Annotated in this window: 20 protein-coding genes; 5 read left to right on the top strand and 15 right to left on the bottom strand. The window is 65.4% G+C overall.

Annotated elements, in window-relative coordinates; all coding sequences use genetic code 11:
* Positions 1-137 precede the first annotated feature (137 nt).
* Entirely contained in the window at positions 138-2,549 is a 2,412-nt protein-coding gene (locus HGO92_RS02705) for a TOTE conflict system archaeo-eukaryotic primase domain-containing protein (protein ID WP_346768822.1), read from the bottom strand.
* Between the two features lie 147 nt (positions 2,550-2,696).
* On the opposite strand from HGO92_RS02705, the gene HGO92_RS02700 reads away from it, so the two are divergent.
* Positions 2,697-2,900: an antitoxin MazE family protein gene (locus HGO92_RS02700; protein ID WP_169991602.1), complete on the top strand. Its 204-nt coding sequence runs from the start codon at positions 2,697-2,699 to the stop codon at positions 2,898-2,900.
* Positions 2,901-3,169: 269 nt separating this feature from the next.
* Here the strand turns inward: HGO92_RS02700 and HGO92_RS02690 are convergent, their stop codons facing one another.
* Positions 3,170-3,937 carry a FadR/GntR family transcriptional regulator gene (locus HGO92_RS02690; RefSeq protein ID WP_169991600.1) on the bottom strand — a complete coding sequence of 256 codons (768 nt, stop codon included), beginning with the start codon at positions 3,935-3,937 and terminating at the stop codon, positions 3,170-3,172.
* Between the two features lie 128 nt (positions 3,938-4,065).
* Here HGO92_RS02690 and HGO92_RS02685 point away from each other — a divergent pair, with 128 nt between their 5' ends.
* Positions 4,066-4,374 carry an amidase family protein gene (locus HGO92_RS02685; RefSeq protein WP_277351851.1) on the top strand — a complete coding sequence of 103 codons (309 nt, stop codon included), beginning with the start codon at positions 4,066-4,068 and terminating at the stop codon, positions 4,372-4,374.
* A gap of 66 nt (positions 4,375-4,440) precedes the next feature.
* Here HGO92_RS02685 and HGO92_RS02680 read toward each other — a convergent pair whose 3' ends face one another.
* Positions 4,441-5,046 (bottom strand): DUF6308 family protein, encoded by a 606-nt coding sequence (locus tag HGO92_RS02680; RefSeq protein ID WP_169991598.1) that lies wholly within the window; start codon positions 5,044-5,046, stop codon positions 4,441-4,443.
* 235 nt (positions 5,047-5,281) lie between these two features.
* Between HGO92_RS02680 and HGO92_RS02675 the strand changes: the two genes are divergently transcribed.
* Positions 5,282-6,508, top strand: coding sequence for a hypothetical protein (locus HGO92_RS02675; protein WP_169991596.1), 1,227 nt, complete (start codon positions 5,282-5,284; stop codon positions 6,506-6,508).
* A gap of 386 nt (positions 6,509-6,894) precedes the next feature.
* Here HGO92_RS02675 and HGO92_RS02670 read toward each other — a convergent pair whose 3' ends face one another.
* Positions 6,895-8,124 (bottom strand): aminotransferase class I/II-fold pyridoxal phosphate-dependent enzyme, encoded by a 1,230-nt coding sequence (locus tag HGO92_RS02670; protein WP_169991594.1) that lies wholly within the window; start codon positions 8,122-8,124, stop codon positions 6,895-6,897.
* 143 nt (positions 8,125-8,267) lie between these two features.
* Positions 8,268-9,686 carry a MocR-like transcription factor YczR gene (yczR, locus tag HGO92_RS02665; protein ID WP_169991593.1) on the bottom strand — a complete coding sequence of 473 codons (1,419 nt, stop codon included), beginning with the start codon at positions 9,684-9,686 and terminating at the stop codon, positions 8,268-8,270.
* A 61-nt stretch (positions 9,687-9,747) separates the two neighbouring features.
* Between yczR and yczE the strand changes: the two genes are divergently transcribed.
* Positions 9,748-10,500 (top strand): membrane protein YczE, encoded by a 753-nt coding sequence (yczE, locus tag HGO92_RS02660; protein WP_240974338.1) that lies wholly within the window; start codon positions 9,748-9,750, stop codon positions 10,498-10,500.
* A 157-nt stretch (positions 10,501-10,657) separates the two neighbouring features.
* On the opposite strand, the gene HGO92_RS02655 is transcribed toward yczE, so the two are convergent.
* From HGO92_RS02655 to HGO92_RS02620, 8 genes are all read right to left on the bottom strand, one after another.
* Positions 10,658-11,023 carry a hypothetical protein gene (locus HGO92_RS02655; protein WP_169991591.1) on the bottom strand — a complete coding sequence of 122 codons (366 nt, stop codon included), beginning with the start codon at positions 11,021-11,023 and terminating at the stop codon, positions 10,658-10,660.
* The gene (locus HGO92_RS02650; protein WP_169991589.1) at positions 11,020-11,481 is read right to left on the bottom strand and encodes a hypothetical protein; all 462 of its coding nucleotides are present in this window, start codon (positions 11,479-11,481) and stop codon (positions 11,020-11,022) included. Before HGO92_RS02650 ends, HGO92_RS02655 begins: the two co-directional genes overlap by 4 nt.
* Before the next feature lie 246 nt (positions 11,482-11,727).
* Positions 11,728-12,717: a hypothetical protein gene (locus HGO92_RS02645; protein WP_169991587.1), complete on the bottom strand. Its 990-nt coding sequence runs from the start codon at positions 12,715-12,717 to the stop codon at positions 11,728-11,730.
* A gap of 212 nt (positions 12,718-12,929) precedes the next feature.
* Entirely contained in the window at positions 12,930-13,556 is a 627-nt protein-coding gene (locus HGO92_RS02640) for an HNH endonuclease family protein (protein WP_346768821.1), read from the bottom strand.
* 141 nt (positions 13,557-13,697) lie between these two features.
* Complete coding sequence (locus HGO92_RS02635) at positions 13,698-14,570, bottom strand: 3-hydroxyacyl-CoA dehydrogenase family protein (protein WP_169991583.1); 873 nt, start codon at positions 14,568-14,570, stop codon at positions 13,698-13,700.
* Positions 14,571-14,577: 7 nt separating this feature from the next.
* On the bottom strand, positions 14,578-16,047 hold the full coding sequence (locus HGO92_RS02630; protein ID WP_169991581.1) for an aldehyde dehydrogenase family protein: 1,470 nt from the start codon (positions 16,045-16,047) through the stop codon (positions 14,578-14,580).
* Between the two features lie 63 nt (positions 16,048-16,110).
* A complete protein-coding gene (locus tag HGO92_RS02625) occupies positions 16,111-17,271 on the bottom strand; it encodes an acyl-CoA dehydrogenase family protein (protein ID WP_169991579.1) in 1,161 nt (386 codons plus the stop codon).
* Between the two features lie 46 nt (positions 17,272-17,317).
* Complete coding sequence (locus HGO92_RS02620) at positions 17,318-18,745, bottom strand: aminotransferase class III-fold pyridoxal phosphate-dependent enzyme (RefSeq protein ID WP_169991577.1); 1,428 nt, start codon at positions 18,743-18,745, stop codon at positions 17,318-17,320.
* 121 nt (positions 18,746-18,866) lie between these two features.
* Between HGO92_RS02620 and HGO92_RS02615 the strand changes: the two genes are divergently transcribed.
* Positions 18,867-20,417 carry a PucR family transcriptional regulator ligand-binding domain-containing protein gene (locus HGO92_RS02615; RefSeq protein ID WP_169991575.1) on the top strand — a complete coding sequence of 517 codons (1,551 nt, stop codon included), beginning with the start codon at positions 18,867-18,869 and terminating at the stop codon, positions 20,415-20,417.
* Positions 20,418-20,499: 82 nt separating this feature from the next.
* Here HGO92_RS02615 and HGO92_RS02610 read toward each other — a convergent pair whose 3' ends face one another.
* Both HGO92_RS02610 and HGO92_RS02605 read right to left on the bottom strand, forming a co-directional pair.
* A complete protein-coding gene (locus tag HGO92_RS02610; RefSeq protein ID WP_169991573.1) occupies positions 20,500-21,684 on the bottom strand; it encodes a CaiB/BaiF CoA transferase family protein in 1,185 nt (394 codons plus the stop codon).
* Positions 21,685-21,739: 55 nt separating this feature from the next.
* The gene (locus HGO92_RS02605; protein ID WP_169991571.1) at positions 21,740-23,191 is read right to left on the bottom strand and encodes an APC family permease; all 1,452 of its coding nucleotides are present in this window, start codon (positions 23,189-23,191) and stop codon (positions 21,740-21,742) included.
* Positions 23,192-23,260 lie beyond the last annotated feature (69 nt).

The raw sequence follows: 23,260 nt of genomic DNA, 5'->3' as shown, positions 1-23,260 counted from the left end.
ACCGAAAGCTCGGACAAGAAACACCTGAGTGGATTCGCGAGTTGGCTAAAAAGCCGCTCTGAGGCAGCTGGGCGCCGCCGGCGACGTGGGCTTTCCTGATCCCGGTCTGGAGTACCACCGTCAGTCCGACTTGTCTCTTAGGCCCTCCTCGGGTCGGAGAATCCGAGCGATACGTACCCCGGCGCGCGCCTGTTCAAAGATGCGGCCAGCACAGGCGTGAGTTCGTCGTGGTAGTCGTGGACCGTAGCCACAGTTTTGCCAGGATATGGTCTGGTGATGCGCCCGGCATACTGGACGAGCCTGCCCTTGAAGGATATTGGCGCGGCGAGGAACAGGGTGTCCAGCTGTGGGCAGTCGAAGCCTTCGCCGATATAGGAGCCGGTGCCGAGCACCAGCAGGGGACCGGCATTGTCGACCGCGGCCAAATGGGCGACGGCTTCCTGCCGCGCCTTCGCCTTCATGGCTCCGCTGAAGACCAAGGGAGCCAGACCGGCCGCCCGGAAGCGCTCGGCGAACTGGTCCAAGTGAGTCTTCCACGTGGTGAGCAGCAGGATCTTGGCCTGCTGTTGGTGCGCCGCCATGACGTCGTCGACAATCTGCTGCAGTCGCGCCTCGTCGGCGACAAGATCCTTGTAGATCTTGGAGATCCCGCCCGGCGCGCTTGGATCGGCGTCGCCGCTGTAGGTGTACGACGTCGGATGGACCTTCAGCGACAGAACCGGCGACGGAATCTCGTTGCCCTCGCGGGGCAACTTTTCAGGATCCTGCAGCGCCATGGTGTGTCTCACCTGGCCCAACTGGTGGAACATCAGCTCGTCCAAGCGGTCCCGCCGGTACGGAGTGGCAGTGAGGCCGAGCCAGTAGCGCGCCGAAATTTGATCCATGACCTGGCTGAATGCGGCAGCCGGGACATGATGGCACTCGTCCGCGATGACGAATCCGTATTCTTTGGTCAGTTCGCCGATGCTCTCCCGCCTGGCCAGCGTGGGCAGGAGAGCGACGTCGATCCGTCCTGTGGTCTTGGTCCGGCCGCCGCCGATCTGGCCGCACTTTTCGCCCATCAGCTCGCCGACGCGTTTGCGCCACTGTTCGGCCAGGGCCTTGCGATCCACCAGGATCAGGGTCGAGACGCCGCGGGCAGCCATCATGGCGCAACCGATTACCGTCTTGCCTGTGCCCGGAGGTGCGACCAGAACGCCGTGCTCGCTCGGGGTCAAGTCCTCAACTGCCTGTTGCTGGTCCGGCCGCAGGGTGGCTGCACAGCTGAACGCGTAGGCGGTGCCGGACGAGCGCTGGTCCTCGATACGCAGTGAGCTGCCGGAGGAATCTACCAGCTGGCCGAGCAACGGCAGTAGGCCGCGAGGCAGGACCAGGTCGCCGTCGAGCGTTTCATCGTAACTGCGCAGGAAGCGTGGGATATTCCATGTTGACCTGCGCTGGCGCTGGCGGGCCTGGAACTCTGGATTGGGCATCGATGCGGCATGTTTCACTGCGGAGATCATTGCCGGGCCCAGCTCGGTCGCGGTGACCGTCAGCCGGGCGTCGAATTTGGCGTGGATGATCAGTGCCGGACGCGGAACGATCTTCGACGATTTCGGCAACTCGAGACGCCGTACGTCGTGGCCGAACCGGACCGCTGGCAGAGCGCGGACGTGGCGAGCTACGGCGCCAGAAGACAACCTTTCCAAGCTGGATAGGTACGCCCACTGGTCCTCGTAGGGTTCAAGGGTAGTGGTGTCCACGAACAGGGTTGTTCCATGCTGGCGCCGCTGACCGTTCAACGGGGCCGCGATCAGATTCCCCAGCCCCTTGCCCGAATGCATATCCTGGGACGGAAATAGTCTGTCATAGCTGGAAAGGCTCATGCTGCCACGCAGACCCATGGCCTCGTGGATCAGGCCGGTCGCCAGCTCGCGGGCGCTCGCCGCCGCGATAGCGGAGGCGAAGAAGATCCAGGCATGGGCGCCGCGCCCGGACTGGGAGACCTCGAGGGCGGCCGGGATACCTCGGAACCGGGCGGCCTTGACATAGGCGAGGGCATCGAGCATGGCTGCCGCGCCGTCGAAATCGGCCGCGACCCACCAGCAAGTATCGTCCTCGGCGAGCGGATACAGGCCGATGTGCTGCTGGCCGCGCAGGTGGGCGTCGACGACGGCGGGGGTGAGCCGAAGATAGTCGGCCGACTCACGCTTCATTCCCTTGCGCCAGCCGCCTGCGACGGCGGGAACCCAACCGGATCGTCCGTCCTTGGGATTCTCCCAGCGCAGGGCAAAGATGTCGGTGCGTGCGCGGAACAGGTCCTGGAAAAACCGCACCCTCAGCTCCGGCGGCGAAGTCTTGGTCACTGGGCCTGCAGGGCCTTCCAGCGACAGGGTTGGCTGATCCCTGTGCGCGGCTCTGGCTTCCTCTTCGCTAAGCTCAAGCAATTTGCGCAGTCGTGCGTTGTCAAGGCGGAGCTCTTTGAGCTCATGGGCCAGAGTCACGTCTCCCAGGCCGTCGAGGAGCGGCAGGGTGGCCTGGCCGTCAGCAACGGTATCGTCATCGAACACACACTTATTCTCGTGGGCTGAATGTCTGGAAACAAAGCAGGACTATGTGAGCGAGACATAGACCGCACGCTGTTGATCTGTTCATGGACGCAGCTGCCCGCGGACGTACGAAAGCATGTCCACAGCGTCACAGGTAACGTGGATTGTATGCGAGACCGCGACAAGGTCAACGACTATCGGCGTCGGATGCGGGAGCAGGGATACCGCCCCGTCCAGCTGTGGGTGCCCGACGTGCGAACCGAGCAGTTCGCCGACGAGGCGCATCGGCAGTCCGCCGCCGTTGCAGCCGCCAGCAGGGACAACGACGACCAGGACTTCATTGAAGCTGTGTCGATCGCCTGGGACGAGTGAACCGCGCGATATTTGGACCGGCAGCCCAGCTACGTCATGATCGACAAGCTCACCACAGTCCGCCGTTCCAACGTCCAGGAACGGATCGGCTGCCTCCCACTGCTCAGCTCGTTGAAGCCGAGCGCGCTCTGATGGCGTTCCTCGGGCTGGCGGGCTGACCTCCGGCGTACCGCAGAACCAGCCATCTGGCATCACGGAATCGGCCGCGGCGGCGGGACACTTGGCCGGCTACGCCCGGCTGGCGGAAGCAGACTGCTGCATCGAGCACATTAGGCCGTGTCGGCTGCGCCGGTCAGGGCGCTAAGCCCGCGTGCGCCTTCTTCGTCGAGGTAGTCGGCGAAGTAGGCGGCGATGGCGTTACGGGCGGTGTTGCCGGCGGCCGCGGCGTCGCCGGCGGCGATGGCCTGGAAAATGGCGCGGTCCCGCTCGACGACTCCTTCCATGGCGGCCGTGGAGTTTCCGGAGCGTTCCATCCGGTCGTTCATGAGGTTGAGGATGGAACCGGCGACGGCTTCGCCGCAGATCCGCAGCAGGCAATTGTGGCTTGCCTCCCAGACTGCAGTGTGGAAGTCCAGGTCGGCGCGGTTGAAGCTGTCCGAGCCGTTGGCGACTTCCGCTTCCATGCGCTCGACGGCGTCGCGCATTTTCTCGGCTTGTTCCTCTGTGTGCAGGACCGCGGCCAGCTGGCAGGCGGAGCTCTCCAGCACAATGCGGAACTGGACCAATTCCGAAAGGGACAGCGAGGCGATGCGGGCCATGGTGGTGAAGGAGCGTCCGAGGCTGTCGGGTGAGACAGCGAGGACTTCCGGCCCGCTGCGTCCGCCGGGACGGGACGCGATCAGTCCCTGGCTCTGCAGAACACGCAGGGCTTCGCGGATGATGGGGCGGCTGACCGAGAACTGCACCATGAGTTCACGTTCGCTGGGAAGGTGCTGGCCCGGCTCGATCTCCCGGGAGAGGATGGCCTCTTCGATCTGCTGCACCACGCGCTCGTAGGTCAGCGTGGGCACGGGCGGCGTGAAGGTCAGCTTGCTCATGCGAGGATCATCAACTCGCCGCCTACACCCGCCGCTTCGTGGCCGATGCCCGTGCCGCTGCTACCCGGAACAGCCTGCTCGACGGACTGAAGGCGGAAACGCGTATCTAGGCGCAGCTGGCCAGTGCCATGGACGGGTTTGATGCCCTCATGTGTCCCGCCTCCGCGGTCTCGACGCTCAAGGCCGACGAGGACTACCTTGACGGGATCGATGTCGGGGGAGCGCACCTGGACCACTACTGGCAGACGCGCATGACCGCGCCGTTCAACATCAACAACCGCTGCCCGGTGCTCGCCGTACCCAGCGGACTGTCCGACATCGGTGGTCCCACCGGCGTGCAGATCGTCGGCCACCCCTATGACGACCTCACGGTCTTCCGCATCGGCGCCGACGTGGAGCAGGCCCGCCCCTGGGCCGGCAAGCTGCCGCCGCTGTAGGCCTTGATCTTCAGCCGCGGCCTGATCAAGTCATTCCTGAGCCGCGTCTTCTACCTGGGTGTAGGGCTATGGCGTCCAGATGAGAATGTCGGCGAGCCGAAGGACGGACAATTGGTGTCCGTCAGGGGTATTCCGAGTAGCTGCTAGGTCGGTGAGCCACTCGAGGTTTTCCCGGATGTCCTCCCAGAGCGCCCGCCTGATGTGCTCCGGACGCCTCGTGCCATAGAAGTCACGTACGCGGGAGTCGATGAGCGGCACGATGTGGGGTCGGCGGCGATGCAGCACCTTCGACACGGTTACGGCCGTCCACCACTTGACCGGAATAGCAGCAGTGTTGGCTTGGGCCAAACTCTCGAGAGACTGTTCGAGCTCTTCCAACGTTTCATACGATTCGAATGATCGTGCTCCCTGGAGATTGACCAGGGCGTTGTCGAGAGCATGCCGAAGACGCTGCGCCGGTCCGTCTCCTTCGGAAAAGAGCGGGATGACGTCACGGCCGCTCAGTTGAAGGCTCAGGAGGTTGGCCATCAAAACGTCGGAAGGCGCGAGCGGTGCATCGATATCACCCCTGTGGTCATAAGCATTAAAGGCATAACCCAAGCTCGTGGAGGTGTATTTCGCCAGCTTCTCAGAGGCAGACGTTTTCAGTGAAGCCAGACTATTTGAAGCCATAACGGTTCCCCCTATTTGAATGTGGTTTCTGCTTAGACCGGGACTGACGACGAGCCCCGCCGTTCCATGTGGCAAGGCTAGCCGCCGACCGGCGAGTCGTTGCCCCGGCAATAGGAATTTGCTGGCGAATAGCTCTAATTAGACCGGATATCCGGAATGCAGTGACGTGTTATTTACATCACATGTGAAGCATGCTTACATTGATTACACGTTCCATGTGGGGGAGGGGGCAGCCATGGGAAACCACCTAGCGAAGCCAGTTGCTGTCTCTGCCCGCGTTCTCCTCGCCGCCGGTCTCGGCGCGCTGGGATGGACGTTCTTTTCGACAACGACGGCGGCTGCCTCCGACGAATCCGCGGGTCTGGCCGCGCTCGAAGCGACGCTTCAAACAGTGGAAAAACCAGCCGCAGAGTTGGAGGACCCCGCAGCTGCAGCCGTCAACGCAGTACTAGGTCAAGCCACTTCTGGTTTAACTGGGGCTGCGGCGCCTGCGGTTCAACCGGCTCCGACTGATCTTGGTGTAGTTCAGGAACTCGGTGCTGTCGTCGAGGCTGCCGCACCCGTTATCGAGGCCCCGGCGACGGAAGTGGTCCAAGCGGTGGTGCCAGCGGCGGAAGTCGTCGAAGCGGTGGTACCGGCGGCGGAGGCCGTGGTCCAGGAACTGGATGTCGCCGTAGAGCACCTCGACGCTGCGGTGCAGGACGCGGGCCTGCCCTCCGTCCTCCCGGAGAAGCCCCTTGCGACCGTCACTGACGCCGTCGTCGGCCAGTTGGATGAAGCTGTTGACGTTGTCACCGCTCCCATCGAGGTGGTCACCGCTCCTGTTGAACAGGTGCTTGAACCTGTGACCGATAAACTCCGCCCCGCTGTCCCGATTCTGCCCGAGCCTCCTGCCGTTCCGGTCACGGACTCTGAGCCTGAACCCGTCGAGCCGGCACCGGCCGCGCCTGCCGCCGACCCCGTGCCTGCCGGCCAGGAACCTGCCTCGCAGGCTGAGGTGACAACACCCGCCGCAGCCGCTGTGAGCCCGAAGGAGCGGTTTGGCTCCCCTGCAGTCGAAGACGCACCCGGCCGCACGACAGGCGAGGGCATTGCGTTCCCATCAGAGAGTCAGGACGGACGCATAACGACGGCGGAGACCATCGATCTTCAAGCACAGTCTCCCGGCCAGAACCACTTTCCTGCTATGGGCGTTTCCCCGGCCCCCGACAGCAACGCCAGCCTCAACCGAGCAGAGGTTCCGTCCCCAACTGGAGGGCCCGTACCGGTGTCTTCATTCCCCGTCACGAACGGTGGTTCTTCCGGTGGTGGCGGTGGCGGTGGATCCGCGGGCCACGGTTCGGCGGATGCTTACCTGACGAGCGGGCAGTACCAGTGGCTTGCCGCCACCTTGGCCTACAGGACCGAATCCACAGCCCTGCCCGCATCGCCGGCTTTTGATCCCGGCTCCACGCCTGACTGATCTGCTTCCTGCTGCGCCGGGCTTTCCGGCGGCCGGTTTCTTGCAGCGCGATCCCTTGCGCCCACATGCATGTCGTCGCCCCAACCGGCCTGAGCAGCTGAACGTCCTTCTTTTGGCGGCGCTTGTAGAAGCCCTGGATATCCATCAGTCGCTACATCGTGCCCACACCACCTCTTGTTACAGCCGTACCGGCCGTCTGCCTGAAGTGCCTGCGAGGCAATCGATTCTCGTCCGCGTTCTGAGGCGGACCGCTATACATTTCACGGGATATCGTTCGCGGTCTCCCAGAACCCGTCGAAAGGGTGAATTCAGATGACTAAAGCTTGGGATTGGTGAAAACAGACCAGCACCGCGTTCCGCGCACACCGTGCGGAATGCGGTGCTGCCTACCCGCCCGCCTCCTCGATAACAGTGCGGAAGATCGGCAAGCTGCGTTCGATCATGTCTTCGTTTGCCGTCAGGGATATACGGAAGAATCCCGGCGTCTCGAACATGATGCCCGGAAGGACAAAGACATCCTTGGCTGCCAGTCTCTCGGTGAAAGCCAGGTCGTTGGGCACGGGGGATTCCATGTAGAGGTAAAAGGATCCTTCCGACCTCTTCGCCTTGTACCCCATCCCGGCCAACGCATCGGCCATGACGTCGCGTTTGCGTTGCAACCGGCCGACGTCGATGGAGAACGTTTCCAGCTTCGGCAGCGCATATTGCAGGGTGGCGTTGGGATAGACCCAGCCCGTGGCCAGTTGCAGTGCCTGGATGACAGCCTGGAGCTGGTCCCGGTCGGGCATCGTGGGCGGAAGAGCGAGGTAACCGACCCGCTCGCCGGGCGCGAGGTGGGTCTTGCCATACGAATATGCCAGCAGCGTGAACGGGTAGAACTCCACCGGGCTGTGAAAGCGCAGGCCGTCGTAGACAATCCGGTTGTAGGCCTCGTCGGAGACAAGGTAGATGCGGCGGGAGTTGCGGGCCGAGGCCTCTTCCAGCAGCGCGGCCAGCCTGGCCAGCAGTTCCGGCGGGTAGATGCGGCCGGTGGGATTGTTGGGCGAGTTGACGATGACCACACGGGTCCGTGGCGTGATGGCCGCGGCGATCGCCTCCAGGTCGAGGTCGAAGGTCTCGGTGTTGATCTTTACCTTCACCGGTGTCAGGCCGGACTCCACGAGGATCGGTTCATAGCAGAACCACGGCGGCAGGCTATAGATGACCTCGTCGCCCGGATCGGTTACGGCCTTCAGCGCCAACGCGATGGCGGTGAAGCCTCCGGTTGAAAGATAGATGTGCTCGGGCTCGAAGGGCACGTCCAAGAGCCGCTGCAGCGAAGCCGCCGCAGCATCCTGCGCCTCCGGCAGGTTGGTCTTGTACGCGAACCATTCGTTGTTCCGTGGTGTCAGCACGTCCCGCAGCGCGGTAACATACTCGTCCTGGGGCATCTGGTGGGGATTGCCGAAGCCGAAATCGCAGGCGGTCGGCTCGAATTTACGGCGCGCGTAGAGCGAGTTGTTCAGGAAAGTGTTGATCAGTTGGTACGACGGAATGGCTGCGATGGCCGCGGCACGTTGTGAAGCTGCAGTTCCCGGTGCCCCGGAAGCTTGTACACCGGATTGTGTGGTGGTCATGGGATTGTCCTTCGAGGCCGTGCCGACCAGGTCGGCGGACTGATGACTTCCCGTGCCGGAGCCCCCAGCGGCCGCGGTACGTTATATGTTCCTCCGGACCCTCCATGCGCACAACGCAGTCCCGTACCCGGAGAGCTTCCGGGTCAGGCCACCTCGTTCCAGGCCGCCACGATGCCGGGAACAGCCCTTTCGAGTTCCTCGTGCGGAAGCGCAAACGGGGTGCGGATCCAGTGCTCCAGTCCATGGTCTTCGACGGCGAACACAGAGCCGGGAGCCAGCAGGACTCCGCGCCGTGCGGCGGCCTCGGCCAGGACGGTCGACCGGGGCGCGGGCAGGTTCCACCAGAGCGACAGTCCACCGGCAGGCAGGTTCGCCTTCCAACCGGGAAGCTGGTCTGTGAGCGTGGCATGAAGCCAGTCCCGCTCCGCGCGGATACGGGTACGGGACTCCTCGGGCAATCCACTTCCGGTCTGCAGCATGCGGGTGAGGACCAGCTGTTCGAGCACGGGCGCGCCGAGATCCAGTGAGGTACGCATGGTGGTCACTGCGCCCTGCAATGACCTGGGGCAGCGTATCCAGCCCAGCCGCAGACCTCCCCAATGGGATTTGCTGGCGCTGCCGATGGAGATGATGCGATCCGAGTAAACGGCCATCGGTTTGACGTCGGGCTCGGTGTCCCACCAGAGATCCACCGCGGTCTCATCGACGATGCCCACGGTCTTGGCAGCATCCAGTTGCCGTGCCCAACGTTCGCGGCCTGTGTTGTCCAGCAGGGTTCCGGTGGGGTTGTGGAAATCGGGCAGGCAGAGCATCGCCGCCGGTTGGACCCGCCGCAACGCCTGGCCCACCGCCTCAAGATCCGTTCCGTCCGGGCCGATGGGAACAGCAGCCACCCGCGCGCCGTGGTGCCGCAGCGACGCGATGCTGTTTGGATAGCTGGGACTTTCCGCCAGCACCCGGGAGCCGGGAGGCAGCACCGCGCGGATCACGGCGGCGAAGCCGGCCAGAGCACCGTTGGTAACGACAATCTGTTCCGGCGAGGTCTCCAGTCCGCGCTGCCCGTACATCCGGGCAATCTCGCTGCGCAGCTCGGGCAAACCCAGCGGGAAGTAGCCCATGCCCGAAATATAGGCAGGCAGCTGAGCCATGGCCGCTTCGTAGTGCTCCACCATGCCGACAGGAGCGGACGGCGCGGCGCAGGTCAGATCCACCGCGTGGCGGCCGATTGCTTCCAGCTCGATCCCGCCGTCGGGCATCGGTTCCTGGCCGCCCGACGCCGGACCGCCGGGAACCGTGATGACGGTGCCGGATCCCTGGCGTGCGGTAGCGAAGCCGCGGTCCCGCAGTTCCGAGTAGGCCCGCGAAACCGTGGTGCGGCTCAGGCCCAGCTCCGTGACCAGTTCGCGCTCGCTCGGAAGGACTGTTCCGTGGAGCATCCGTCCATTGGCCACCAACCGGCGGATGCCGCGGGCCAGCGAGGCGTAAGCAGGTCCTTCCTCCGCCAGCGGGCCGATCATCGAGTGCAGCCTTGTGGCGGAGACCCGCCGGTTCTGTAAATCCATGTGGCCATTCTCTCGCAATTGGCTATTTTTTTGAAGGCCACTTTGAGGGAGTATTGATGCCATGAGCACGGAAGCAAGCCCCGACACCACCACTGATCAAGATACCCAGCCAACGACGACGACGGCCGCAGCCAAGCGGCGCTTCGGGGGCGGCAACATCGAGCTCAGCAACCTGAGCCCGCTGGAGCAGCTCAAGGCGGGGCGCCTGCCGCGCCGTTTGGTGCAGCTGTTCATCGGCCTGAGCCTTTACGGGCTGGCGATGGCGGCATTTGTCCGGGCCGGCGTCGGGCTGGATCCCTGGGACGTCTTCCACTACGGCATCGCGGAGCGAGTCAACCTCAGCCTCGGCACCGTGGTCATTATTGTGGGCTTCCTGGTCCTGCTGCTCTGGATCCCGCTGAAGCAGTGGCCGGGTCTCGGTACCGTCGCCAACGTCGTCTGGATCGGTGTCGCCACGGACGTAGGCCTGTATTTCATTCCCGCGGCAGATCATCCCGCCAGCCAATGGGGCCTGTTCGCAGTGGCGCTGGTGTTCAACGGACTGGCCGGAGCGCTCTACATCGGCAGCCAGTTTGGCCCCGGGCCGCGCGACGGGCTCATGACCGGATTGCACCAGCGCACCGGACTCAGCCTGCGGTTGGTCCGCACCGGCATCGAGCTTGCTGTCCTGGGCGCCGGTTGGCTGCTTGGCGGCATCGTTGGTTTCGGCACCCTGGCCTACGCGCTGCTGATCGGACCCTTCACACAGTTCTTCATGCGTTGGTCCATCGTGCAGTTGGACCGTCCGGCCGGCGAACCGGCAGCGAAGCAGTAGCCTCGCTGCCTCCCTGGGGCTAACGTCCGATGACGGCACGGACCATGTCATTGAACGCGGACAGGCCAAGGTCGCCGTGCATGGCGGTAATTGTGACTTGAGTATCAGCGCCGGTCGGACTTCCCGCAGCCAAGCTCCCCATGATGATCGTGAAGCTTTAGCTGCCGTCCTGCAGCCTGATTAACTGTCCCGCGCGGAGCAGCGACGCTCGAAAATACGAGATCCGTAGATTGCTGTGAAGGTCGCGGTGTAGTGCTTCGTTGACGGTGGTTTCGTAGCGCGTGATGCTCCTTTTCCTTAGCTTGAGGAAACCCAGGCCAGCAAGGGTCAAGAGCAAAATGAGGATCAGGATGCAAACGGCACCAGGTACACCGGCGATTGCGGAAGCAATAAGCCAGATGACAGTTGCCACGGAGAGGAGCTTCATCCCGTCCATTCCGCCAGTGGTTCTGCGGACCGGGAGACAGACCACGGCGGCCACCGTAGGTTCAACGGCGTCGCTCAGATTTCTCTGTTCTGTCATGACCGCTCTTTCAGTTCCGCCAAGGCTTCAGCTTCGCGAACCGGCCGCAGCGCTTCGCGCAGTTCGGGCTGATCAGTATTCGCCGCACTTGTCAGCGGTTCCGCAACAGCGGCGAGCGAGGCCAGATGAGCGTGTCCCTCAGCCGGTTGTTGGGCCACCTCCAGCCGATAGCGAGCAGCGAGAAGCTGCTCGCGCACGACTTCCAGTTTGTTGGTCCGTTCTAGTTCCCGGCAGTACCGAACACACCAAAATTCCCGGTTCGACCCAACGGTGTTGAGCATTTTCGTTCCGGTCTCAAGCAATCCGGGGACACGGGGATCCTTCTCGTCGGCGCTCCGCAGTGTCTTTAGCCTTGTTTCGTTCCCCTTGGTGATTTCGTCATAGTGGCCGTATGCGGCCCGCGCCGATTCCAGAGCAGGAGCGAGTTCGATTGCCGTAGAGTCGATCGCTTCGACCATCGTTGAGCCGCCGTCTTATCTGGGTATGACTGCCGGTGCCCTGTCTGCTGGTCTCTCTATAGATCACAGCTATTAGGTATCTGCTTAGCTGAAGTAGGCTCTGAATGCTCCATGGCCGATTTGTCGCAGCGGATGCCGCGGGCGGGTGTGGACTACCCGAAGACGCTCGGGCAGTTCCAGGACTGGTTCAGCACCGAACATGCCTGCTTCGAGTACCTGTGAGACTGCGCTGGAGTCCGCCTGCGCTCAGCCGTCGCCGTGTGGGATAACGAGTTGCTCGCCTGTGTCAGCGGTCATCCGCTCGACCTCGGCCCGATAGGCCTCGGCGACTTCCGTCGAGAACGTGATCAGGTCGTCGATCCCGGCCTCGGAAATCCAACCGGGGCCGGTCTTGGCCCGCTGTTCCCTGCCATCGAAACCGAAGAGCGCATTCGCCCGGTTGCGGAACGAGTCTGTCGTCAGCGCCGGAACAGCAAAGCCACTGTTGCTGCCGGCGTAGGAGCTGAATGGGATGCCGACGTGTCCGTCCGGGTACAGTGCGACCACCGAGCGTTGGCCGGACCCGCCCGTTACGGGTGCGCGGGCAGTTAGCGTCGCGTGGCCATCCCGGTAGTACCAGACCCCGTGGCCCAACGACTTCCACCGACTGATGATCTGCTCGACCACTTGTCGTAGTGAGGAGTCGGTGAATCGAGACCAGAACTCGTCGGCAGCGGCAAGGTCTGCGTTGCGCTTGACTGCGCCGACGCTTGTGGTGAAGGTATTCGGCTGCACGATGGTGTCGAACAGCGGCGCCCAGGGGCTGTCGCCGATCCGGACGGCCCGCGCTTCGACCAGCCACACTTTGATGCCCTTGTCCGGGTCCAGTTCAGCCAGGTCATTAAGGTATTCGGCAACGGCACGGAACTCATCGCGATGTTCCTCAGCGATGACCACGAGGCCGCGGGCACGTGGGGGCGCAACCGCGTATGCGAGACCGCGGGTCAGATGATCGTGGTCAGCGCGACCGTACTGGTTCTCAATCACGAACGAGGTTCCGTCGACACATTCGGCGACGATGTCGATTCGGCGTCCGCCGATCGTCGGAACCTCGGTCTTGCCGATCGCGACGAGATCCACCCCGATGGCAGCGCCGATTTCGTCGAGACGCTCGGCTAGCAGCGGCGTGAAGTCAGAAGCCTCACCTTTCCACGCCTCCGTGAGCCGTCCGAACTCCACTTTCCCCATCGCAGTCACCAGCTAATCCTAGCGCGTGGAGCTGACACACATAACGCTGCTCGGCGCGTTCTGTGGCGCAGCCGTCGGTCGGCCCTGAGCGGGGCCAAATCCGTCTGCACTCAGCCTACTTCGGCTAAACAGGTACTTAATTCACAGCTTCACCCAATCCAACTGCCGCTTTATTGACCCAAAAGTCCGGTCCAGCGCGACTTTCGCAAGTACGCTCATCATCAGACCTTGGTGACGGTGATGGTTGACGCGGCGCAGGAGTCGGCGTGCTTGATCAGGGCCTTCTTCTCGGTGCTGTCCACCTTGAGCCCCCAGCGGACCTTCATCGCAACCCAGTCAGCCACGTACTTGCAGCGGTTCTTCGGCGGCATCCAGGCTTCCGGACCCTTGGCTTGTTTGGCCGAGTTCAGAGCGGACGTTTGGGCGCTGAGTGCCCGGCCGTCGCCCAGGTCGTTGTAGAAGGCGACACGACGGGTCTGGGACCAGTAGCGCGCCCCGGATCCCCAGGCTTCATGCACCGGGACAAGGTGGTCAATCTGGACTGCCGACGCCGAGTAATGCGTGCGGTTGTCCCAGTTGGTTACCCATTTGCCCGTGCGGACCGTGCAGCCTTTGGCAGTGGTGTACTTGGTCCGGACCTTGGACTCCTGGATCAGGACCTCGGCCCTGGTGGTCTGGCAGTCCCGGTTCGTGTCCTTCCAGGAGCCGAAGTAGCGGTCGCGGTCGTAACCGGTGTTCCGCTCCACGGCCACCGGCAGCGAACGTGCAGCCGATCGCAGTGATGCCTTATAGACAGTGGCCGCCTCGGCCGGAATCGCGAGTCCTGCAACCAGAAGAAGGGCTGCCACAACGGCAGCAAGAAGTTTCCCCAACATAACAAGTCCCCAAACTTGATAACCCCAATGCACGTGATGCGTGCGGTTATACGATACACGTCAGGGACAGATTGCGATATACCCAAGCGCGGACCCATCGCTGGTTTCCGGTCCTCAGCTGTAGTCGTACCAGCCCCGACCGGACTTGCGGCCGAGGCGGCCTTGTTCGACGAGGTCCGTGATGGCGGGGTCCGGGCGGTCGGCGTCGTCGTTGGTTTCGGCGTAGGTTGCCTGGGCGATGAAGTCGATTACGTCCAGGCCAACCATGTCCATGAGCTCGAACGGTCCCATGGGGTGGCCGAGCGCGGTCTTGGCGGTGGTGTCGATGTCTTCGAGGGTGGCGATGCCGGCGGCGTGCAGGGCGAGGGCTTCCTTCTGGATGGCGCCCATCAGGCGATTGGCGACGAAGCCGGGGATCTCGCGGTTGATCAGGACGGGTTCCTTGCCGAAGCGCCGGGCGAGTTCAAGGGTGGTGTCCACGGTGGCCTGCGAGGTTGCCTCGTTGCGCACGACTTCCACGCACTTCATCACCAGGGCCGGGTTGAAGAAGTGCATGTTGCAGACCTGCTCGGGCCGGCCGCTGGCTTCGGCGACTTTCGAGGAGCCGAGGGTGGACGAGTTGGTGGCGAGGATGGCGTGGGCCGGTGTGAGTTCGCCGAGCTGGGTGAAGATGTGCTGCTTGAGTTCGAGGCGTTCGGTGGCGGCCTCGATGACGAAGTCGGCATCCGCTGCCGCGGCGGCGAGGTCCGTGCTGAAGGAGAGCCTGCCGAGTGCGGCGTCGGCGTCCGCCTGGCTGGCGCGGCCCTTGGCCACGTTCGCCTGCATCCGGGAAGTCAGTTGCTCCTTGGCCCGTGCGAGCATGTCCTCGGCGATGTCCTGGACGGTGACGCGGTAGCCGGCGAGGGCGGCGACCATGCCGATCTGCGAGCCCATGGCGCCGGATCCGATGACCAGAATGTGCTTGATGTTCTCGATCGAGGGGTTCATAAGTTCCTTAGACTCCGGCTGTTCCGCCGCGCAGGTAGACGGTGGTGGTGTGGGTGAAGAATTCCTTGGCAGCGGCGCCCTGTTCCTTGGGACCGTAGCCGGACTTCTTCGCGCCGCCGAAGGGCACGTGCGGGTCGGCGCCGGCGGATTCGGAGTTCACATGCAGGATGCCGACGTCCAGGTCGTCGATCGCGTCCAGGGCACGGGTGACGTCCTGGGTGAACAGGGCGGCGGAGAGCCCGAACTCGCTGTCGTTGGCGAGGTTGAAGGCCTGCTCCACGGTGGCGGCCCGGCGAACGGCCAGCACGGGGCCGAAGAGCTCCTCGCGCCAGACATCGAGCTCCTGATCTGCGGGGAGTTCCAGGATGGTCGGCGGGATGAAGTAACCGGTGGCGAGGTCGCCGTCGTCGTACTTTTGCCCGCCGGCGATCAGCCGCGCACCCTGCGAGAGCGCGGTGTCGATGCCGTCACTGATGGACTTGCGGGCGCCGTCATTGACCACCGGGCCCATCTGCATGGCGGGATCGGCCGGGTCTCCGACCGCCAGCGCGTTGGCGCGTTCGGCCAGGGTGGCGAGGAATTCGTCGGCGATGGCCTCGGCCACGATGAGGCGCGAAGTAGCGGTGCATTTTTGCCCGGTGGAGCGGAACGCGCCGAGCATGACCTGTTCGGCGGCGAGTTCGAGGTCGGCGTCGGCGAGGACGACGGCGGCGTTCTTGCCGCCCATCTCGGCCTGCACCGGAACGCCCCGGCCGGCTGCTTCGGCGGCCAGGCGACGGCCCACGCCGGTGGAACCGGTGAAAGTCAGCCCGTCCAGCGCCGGATGCTCCACGATGGAGTTGCCCATGGAACCCGGGCCGATCAGCAGGTTCAGCACGCCCGCCGGCAGGCCCGCGGTGTCCAGCGCCTGGGCCAGCCGCAGCGCCAGCAGCGGCACGGTGCTCGCGGGCTTCCAGACCACGGTGTTGCCGTACGCGAGAGCCGGGGCGATCTTCCACGCCGGAATGGCGATGGGGAAGTTGAACGGGGTGACCACGCCGACCACGCCGAGCGGCTTGCGCGTGATGAGGATCTTCTCGCCGCGCCGCGGGGAGGAGAAGATCTCGCCGGCGCTACGGTCGCCGTCGTTCCCGTAGTAACGGAAGATCTGCGCCGCCCGCAGCACCTCGCCCTGGCCCTCGGCCCGGGTCTTGCCCTCCTCGCGGGCGAGCTCCAGTCCCCAGGCTTCCGCGTTCTGTTCAATAACGACGGCGGCACGGAGCAGCACGGCGCCGCGCTCGTGCGCCGGGGTGCGGGCCCACTCGCGCTTGGCCGCAACTGCGGCGGTCATGGCCTGCTCCACCTCGGCTGCTCCGGCCTGCAGGCCCTGGGCCACAACCTCGTCCGGGCGGGCCGGGTTGTAGCTGGTGATGGGGGAGCCGGTGCCGGGAACCCAGGCGCCGTCGATGTAGTGCTGAAGCTGTACCGGAGAGGTCATGCTCGCTCCTTGAAGTAGCGGAGGGACGTGATGGATGGGAGGACCGTATGGTGCGGCAGCCGGCTACCGGAAGGCGGGGAGGCCGGTGATCTTCTGGCCCAGGATGAGGGTGTGGACTTCGTCGGTGCCTTCGTAGGTGCGCACGGATTCGAGGTTGTTGGCGTGCCGCAGCGGCGAGTAGTCCAAGGTGATGCCGTTGCCGCCGAGGATGGAGCGGCATTCGCGGGCGATCTCGATGGCCTCGCGGCAGTTGTTGAGCTTGCCCACGGAGATCTGGTGCGGCTGCAGCTGCCCGGCGTCCTTGAGCCGGCCCAGGTGCAGGGCGAGCAGGAAGCCCTTGTTGATCTCCAGCGCCATGTTGACCAGCTTTTCCTGGGTGAGCTGGTAGCCGGCCAGCGGCTTGTCGAACTGCAGGCGTTCCTTCGAGTAGTCCACGGCGGCCTGCCAGGCGTCGCGGGCGGCGCCCATGGCGCCCCAGATGATGCCGTACCGGGCTTCGTTCAGGCACTCGAACGGGCCGCGCAGCCCCTTCGCGTCCGGCAGGACGGCGTCGGCGGGCAGGCGGACGTCGGTGAGTTCGATGTCGCACTGGATTGAGGCGCGCATGGAGAGCTTGGGCTCGATCGGGGTGGCCTTGAACCCGGCGGTTTCGGTGGGGACCACGAAGCCGCGGACGCCGTCGTCGGTCTGGGCCCAGATGATGGCGACCTTGGCCACGGAGGCGAGGCCGATCCAGCGCTTGGAGCCGTTGAGGATCCAGTCTTCGCCGTCTCGGCGGGCGAAGGTCTTCATGCTGGACGGGTCCGAGCCGGCGGTGGGTTCGGTGAGGCCGAAGCAGCCGATGGCTTCGCCGGCGGCCATCTGCGGCAGCCACTCCTGCTTCTGCGCTTCGGAGCCGTGCTTGTAAATGGCGCTCATCGCCAGCGAGCCCTGCACGGAGACGAAGGTGCGCAGGCCGGAATCGCCGGCTTCAAGCTCGGCGCCGGCGATGCCGTATTCCACCGCGGAGCGCCCGGCGCAGCCGTAGCCCTTCAGGTGCATGCCGAGCAGGCCGAGCTTGGCCATCTCCGGCACAATCTCCAGCGGGAAAACGGCCTTTTCGTACCAGCCGGCGATGTTGGGCTTGATCGCCGAGTCAACGAAGGAGCGGACGTTCTTCTGCAGCAGCCGCTCCTCCTCGGTCAGCAGGGAGTCGAGGGCAATCAGGTCATGATCCTGGGACATGGGTTTCCTTTTTTGATCAGAGTCTAGGGACAAACGACGGCGGGGGTCAGGCAAGTGCCGGAGCGGCGGCTTCCGCGGTGGTTGCGTCGCGGCCGGCAGCGACATCGACGATGGCCTGGCGCAGGACCGCCAGCCCGTCGCGGAACAGTTCGTCGCCGATGACCAGGGGCGGCAGCAGCCGGATCACGTTGCCGTGGGTGCCGCAGGTCAGGGTCAGCACGCCTTGGGCGTGGCAGCGGGCGGAGATCTCCTTGGCCAAGTCGGCCCGGGGCTCCAGCGTGCCGCGGTCGGCGAACTCGAGGGCCAGCATGGCGCCGCGGCCACGGAACTCGGCGACCACGTCGGTCTCCGCGACCAGCGGTTCGAGCACCTCGCGGGCCGTGGCTTCGATGGAACGGGCGTTGGTCAGCAGCGTCCCGTCCTCGAACGCCTCGAAAACGGCCAGCGCCGCCTCGCAGGCCAGCGGGTTGCCGGCGTAGGTACCGCCGAGGCCACCGGCGTGGACCGCGTTCATCAGGTCCGCGCGGCCGGTGACCGCGCTCAGCGGGACACCGTCGGCCAGGGCCTTGGCGCTGAGCGTCATGTCGCCGGCGATGCCTTCGTGCTCGCTGGCGAAGAGCGTGCCGGTGCGGCCCATGCCGGCCTGGATCTCGTCGATCACCAGCACAATGCCGTGCTTCGTGGCGATCTCGCGCAGACCTTTCAGGAAACCGGGGGCGGGGACGATGAAACCGCCCTCGCCCTGGATAGGCTCGATGACCATGGCCGCGAAGCTCTCCGGGCCGTGCTCGGCCAGCGTTGCTTCGACTGAGGCGAGTGCCGCGGCGGCGACGTCCGCGCCCGAGGCGGGAACGCCGTCGTCGTTGGTTGTGTTTGTAGCGGTGGCGGGGCGAAGCGGGTTGGCCGAGGCTGCGCGCACCACCTCGGTGGGGAACGGGCCGAAGTTGAGGCGGTAGGGGGTCTCCTTGGCGGTCATCGCCATGGTCATCAGCGAGCGGCCGTGGTAGGCCTCATCGAAGACCAGCACCTTGCTGCGGCCGGTGGCGGAGCGGGCGATCTTGACCGCGTTCTCCACGGCCTCGGCGCCGGTGGAGAAGAGGGCGGTGCGCTTCTCGAAGTCGCCGGGCGTGTGCTCGTTGAGCCACTTGGCCACCTGGGTGAAGGACTCGTACTCGGTGACCATGAAGCAGGTGTGCGTGAAGCGCTCCAGCTGCGCGGCAACGCGCTCGCGGACGCGCGGGTTGCTGGCGCCGATGCTGGTCACGGCGATGCCGGAGGCGAAATCGATCAGCCGGTTGCCGTCCACGTCCTGCAGGATGCCGCCGTCGGCGCGGTCGATGAAGACCGGCAGGGCGATGCCGAAGCCATCGGTCACGTGGGCCTGGCGTTCGGCATGCAGGGCCTGCGAACGGGGACCTGGAATGGCCGTGGCCAGGTGGCGGGACTGGGGGAGCGGAGTGAGGCTGGAAGTCATGGGACAAAACTAGTCACTCGCGGCATGCGGTTCATTGGACAAACTATCCAGAAACCCGGATTCTATAGTCACTACTATCCAACCTTGGCCGCATTGGCGCGTCCGAGTCGAAGGGAGAACCGTGATCAGTCTGGCGCAGCTGTGCGGGCAGCTGGGAAGCGACCTGGTGCCGGAAGGCGGCGGAGCCGTGCCGCGGCGGCAGATTTCCGGCGTGCACATTTCAGAGCTTGAGGATCCCACGCCGTATCTGGAAGGCGGCGAGCTGCTGCTGACCACCGGCATTCCGGTCTCGGCCGGAGCCGAAAAGACCGGTGCCTACGTCCGGCGGCTGGTGCAGCGGAATGTGGCCGCGCTCGGCCTGGGCCTGGGCGCCGGGGTTGACGAGGTCCCGGAGCCGCTCGCAGAAACCTGCGCCGAGGCAGGGCTGGCGCTGCTGCTCGTTCCGGACGGCACCCCGTTCATGAACGTCTCGCGCGCCTACTGGGATCTGGTGGGCAAGGGCGGGCAGGCGGACCTAGCGGCGAGCCTGGGCACGCAGACAGCGCTGGCACGCGCGGCTACCCGGCCGGACGCGCTGGCTTCCGTGGTCAAGGCGCTTGCGCAGGCGCTCGGCGGCTGGGTGGTCTACCTGCCGGCAGACGGGGGAGCGGAAACGCTGTGGCCGGACACGGTCAGCGGCGTGGTCCCGCAACTGCGTGAAGAAACCGCCCGATTCAACATGGCCGGAACCCAGTCCGCCGCGACCTTCCAGCTCTACGGCACGGACGTGGTGGAATACCCCGTGCTGGTAGGCCGGCGCACCGCGGGGTACTTGGCGATCGGCGCAGGCCGGAAGCTGGGCAAGACGGACCGGCAGATCATCCTGACCGTCTGCGTGCTGCTCTCGCTCAAGGCACAGCAGGACCAGGAGGCTTCCGGCGCGTCGGCCATGATGGGTGCGGCCGTGGCCAAGCTGGTGCTGAAGGGGTATGTGGATGCGGCGCGCGCCCTCGCCGCCGACCTGGAGCTGGACGGCATGCCGGGGCAGGTCCGCTTGCTGGTCCTGCGCCGAAGCCAACCGGAATCCGGGGGCCCGGGCGATGCCGCGGCCGCCGTGACAACGCTGCACGAAGAGGAAGCATGGCCCGGTCTGGCCGCGGCCGTCCGGAACTGCCGCCTGCGCTACACCGCCGACGGGCTCACCTATTTCCTGCTCGACGCCGGGGCCGGCAGTGAGGCCCGTGCCGGTAGCGAGGCCGGTCAGGAGGGCCGGGCCGGCAGCCAAACAGGGCCCGGCACTTCGCCCGGTTCGCAGGAAGCACCGCCGGAAGGCATGTCTGCCGCGATCAGCCTGCCGTTGCCGCTGGAGCAGGCTTCCACTGCGGTGGCCGAGGTAGTTGCTGCGGCGCGGCGTGCCGACGACGGCGTGCTCGCGCAGGTGAAGGGCGGGCTCGATGCCCGGGCCGAGGCATGGGTGGCCGCGCTCGCCGGGTATTCCCGCGCGGACCTGGTCGAAACGGTCCGCTCCTACCTGCGCAACCGGGGCCAATGGGAGATCACGGCGCGCGAGCTGAACCTGCACCGCAACTCGCTGCGGCACCGGATCTCGATCGCGGCCAAGCTGATCGATGCGGACCTGGATGATCCGGACGTGGCGGCCAACCTCTGGCTGGCCCTGCGCCGCACGGGTTAAAGCCAGAACGACGACGACGTTAACGCCAGAACGACGACGGCGGGTGGCGCCCCGCCGTCGTCGTCCATCGCTAGGTGCGGGGTCAGTTCTCCGCGAGCCAGGCCCGGACGGCGTCGTCGTGTTCGCCCAGCTGGGGCGGCGCGGCGGTGCGCGGCGGCAGCGGGGGAGTCCAGGTGGCTGGGTGGCGGACCTGGCGGCCCACCGGAGTGCCGTCCGGCGTGTGCACTTCGATGGTCGGGTTCAGGCCCAGGGACTCGGCGAACTGCAGGCCGTCGTCGATACCGGCTACGTGTCCGGCCGGTACGCCGGCACTGTTGAGCTTGTCCTGCCAGATCTGCGCGCCGGCGGTAGCGAGGGCTGCCTCCAGGATCGTGACCAGTTCCTCGCGGTGGGCCACGCGGGCGCTGTTGGTGGCGAACCGCTCGTCGTCGGCGAGCCCGGGCGAACCGATTACGGCCGCGAGCTTCCGGAACTGGCCGTCGTTGCCGCACGCCACCGCCAACGGCCCGTCTTCGCACTGGAGCAACTGGTACGGAACGATGGACGGGTGCCCGTTGCCCATCCGGCCCGGGACCTTGCCCGCTCCGAGGTACGCCTGGGCCTGGTTGGCCAGTGCGCCCTGCAGGCTGGAGAGCAGGTTCAGCTCCAGATGCGCACCGCGTCCGGTGGCGGCCCTGGCATTCAGCGCCGCCAGTACGCCGATGGTCGTGTCCTTCGCCGTGAGCACGTCCACCAGGGCGACGCCGGCCTTCATCGGGCCGCCGTCCGCCTCGCCGGTGATGCTCATGAGCCCGCCGAGCGCCTGGACAATGAAGTCGTAGCCGAGCAGGTCCGCGCCGCCGCTGCTGCCGAACCCGGTGATGGAGGCGTAGACCAGCCCCGGGTTTTCGCGGCTCAGTTCTTCATAGCCGAGCCCGAGTTTGTCCATCCCGCCCGGTTTGAAGTTCTCTACGAGGACGTCGGCCCGGGCGGCGAGCTTCCGCGCCAGCACGCGGTCGCCGTCGTCGGTCAGGTCGAGGCAGACGGACTCCTTGTTCCGGTTCACGCTCTCGAAGTACGTCGCCCCCGTGGCCGAGTACGGCGGACCCCATGTGCGGGTGTCGTCCCCGGCCCCGGGCCGTTCCACCTTGATCACCCGGGCGCCGAGGTCAGCCAGGGTCATGGTGGCCAGCGGGCCGGCGAGGACGCGGGAGAAGTCCGCGACGACGATCCCGTCGAGGGGCAGCTTGCCGGATGTCGTGGGGTCGGGGGAGCCGGTGGTATTCATGAAATTCCTTCTGCCGGGGCGGCGGTAGGTCTGGTGTCGGGAGCCAGCATGCGGGTCAGCGACGGCGTGCGGCCAGCCTTGCGTGCAGTTCGTCTTCGGCGTTCGGGCCGCCCTTGATGCCGGCCGGAATGCGGAACAGGAAGATGGCACCGAGGACCCACCATAGGCCGAACAAGGTCCACGGGGCGCCGCCGATGGCAGCGGGCATTCCCGGGATGTAGAGACTCAGCAGCCCGGCACACAGCAGGACGGAGGCGCCGCCAATCCAGATGCCGCCGTTGCGCTTTCCGCCGACACGCAGCGGCCGGTCCATCTGCGGCTCTTTCCGGCGCAGGATGACAAAGGCGATGCCGACCAGCAGGTACGCAATGACAATGCTGGGGGAACCGGAGTCAACCAGCCAGCCGAGCATCGCCGTGCCGAAGAACGGGGCCAGGACGGAGAGGCCGCCGATGAAGAGCAGCGCGTTGACCGGGGTGCGGAACTTCGGATGGAGCTTGCCGAACCAGGCCGGGAGCATGCCCGAGTTCGCCATGGCGTAGAGCAGTCGGGATGCGCCCATCAGCAGCGAGTTCCATGAGGTCAGGATGCCGGCGATGCCGCCGGCGATGAGGACCTTGGCCATGAGATCGGAGTTGAACAGGGCGCCCATGGCATCCGCAGTGGCCAGTTCCGTTGCGGCCAGTTCGGACCCGGGCATGGCCGACGAGGTGGTCAGGATGACGGCGACGTACCAGACAGCCGCGATCAGCACGGAGATGACCACCAGCTTGCCAACCTTCTTCGCTGGAATGTTCACTTCCTCGGCGGACTGTGGAATCACGTCGAAACCCACAAACATGAACGGCACAATGACCAGTACGGCGAAGAAACCGGCCCAGCCGTTGTTGAAGAACGGTTCCATGTTGTCCGCGCTGCCGCCAGTGGTGGAGCCGAACAGGAGCAGGGCGCCTACCGCGAAGAGGAACAGGATGACGAACAGCTGGACCGTGCCGGCGATCTTGACACCCAGGATGTTGATGGCCGTAATAACGACGGCGGCAATCACGCCTACCAGCGCCCAGCTGAGATAGACCTCGGCGCCGGCAACTTCCCAGAGACGGACCTTGTTCAGCTCCGGAAAGAGATACAGCGCGGTCCGCGGGAGCGCCACCGCCTCGAACGCCACAATAGTGATGTAGCCGCCCGTGATCGCCCAGGACCCGATGAAGGACCAGCGCGCGCCCATCGACCGGAGCAGGTAGTTGTGCTCGCCGCCCGCAAACGGCATGGCGGCGACGAGCTCGGCGTAGGTCAGCCCGACGACGGCCATGATGATGCCGCCGGCAAGCATCGCGGCCGCCGCGCCGAACGTGCCGGCCCCTTCAATCCAGCCGCCGGTCAGGACAACCCAGCCGAAGCCGATCATCGCGCCGACGCCGATGGCCAAGGTGTCCCAGTGGCTGAGGACGCGCTTGAGCTTGGCTTCCGGGGCCCGTGCTGTTTTGACAACCAGCCGTTCGGTCATGGTTCCATCCTTTTGTTTTGACTGCGCCCAAGCCTAGTGACCTGAAACACAGGCCGAATTGGATGAATT

It is taken from the genome of Crystallibacter degradans (assembly GCF_012952295.1).
Taxonomy (GTDB): domain Bacteria; phylum Actinomycetota; class Actinomycetes; order Actinomycetales; family Micrococcaceae; genus Crystallibacter; species Crystallibacter degradans.
Note: the sequence above shows the minus strand (reverse complement) of the source record. Positions and strands in the feature narration are given on the sequence as shown.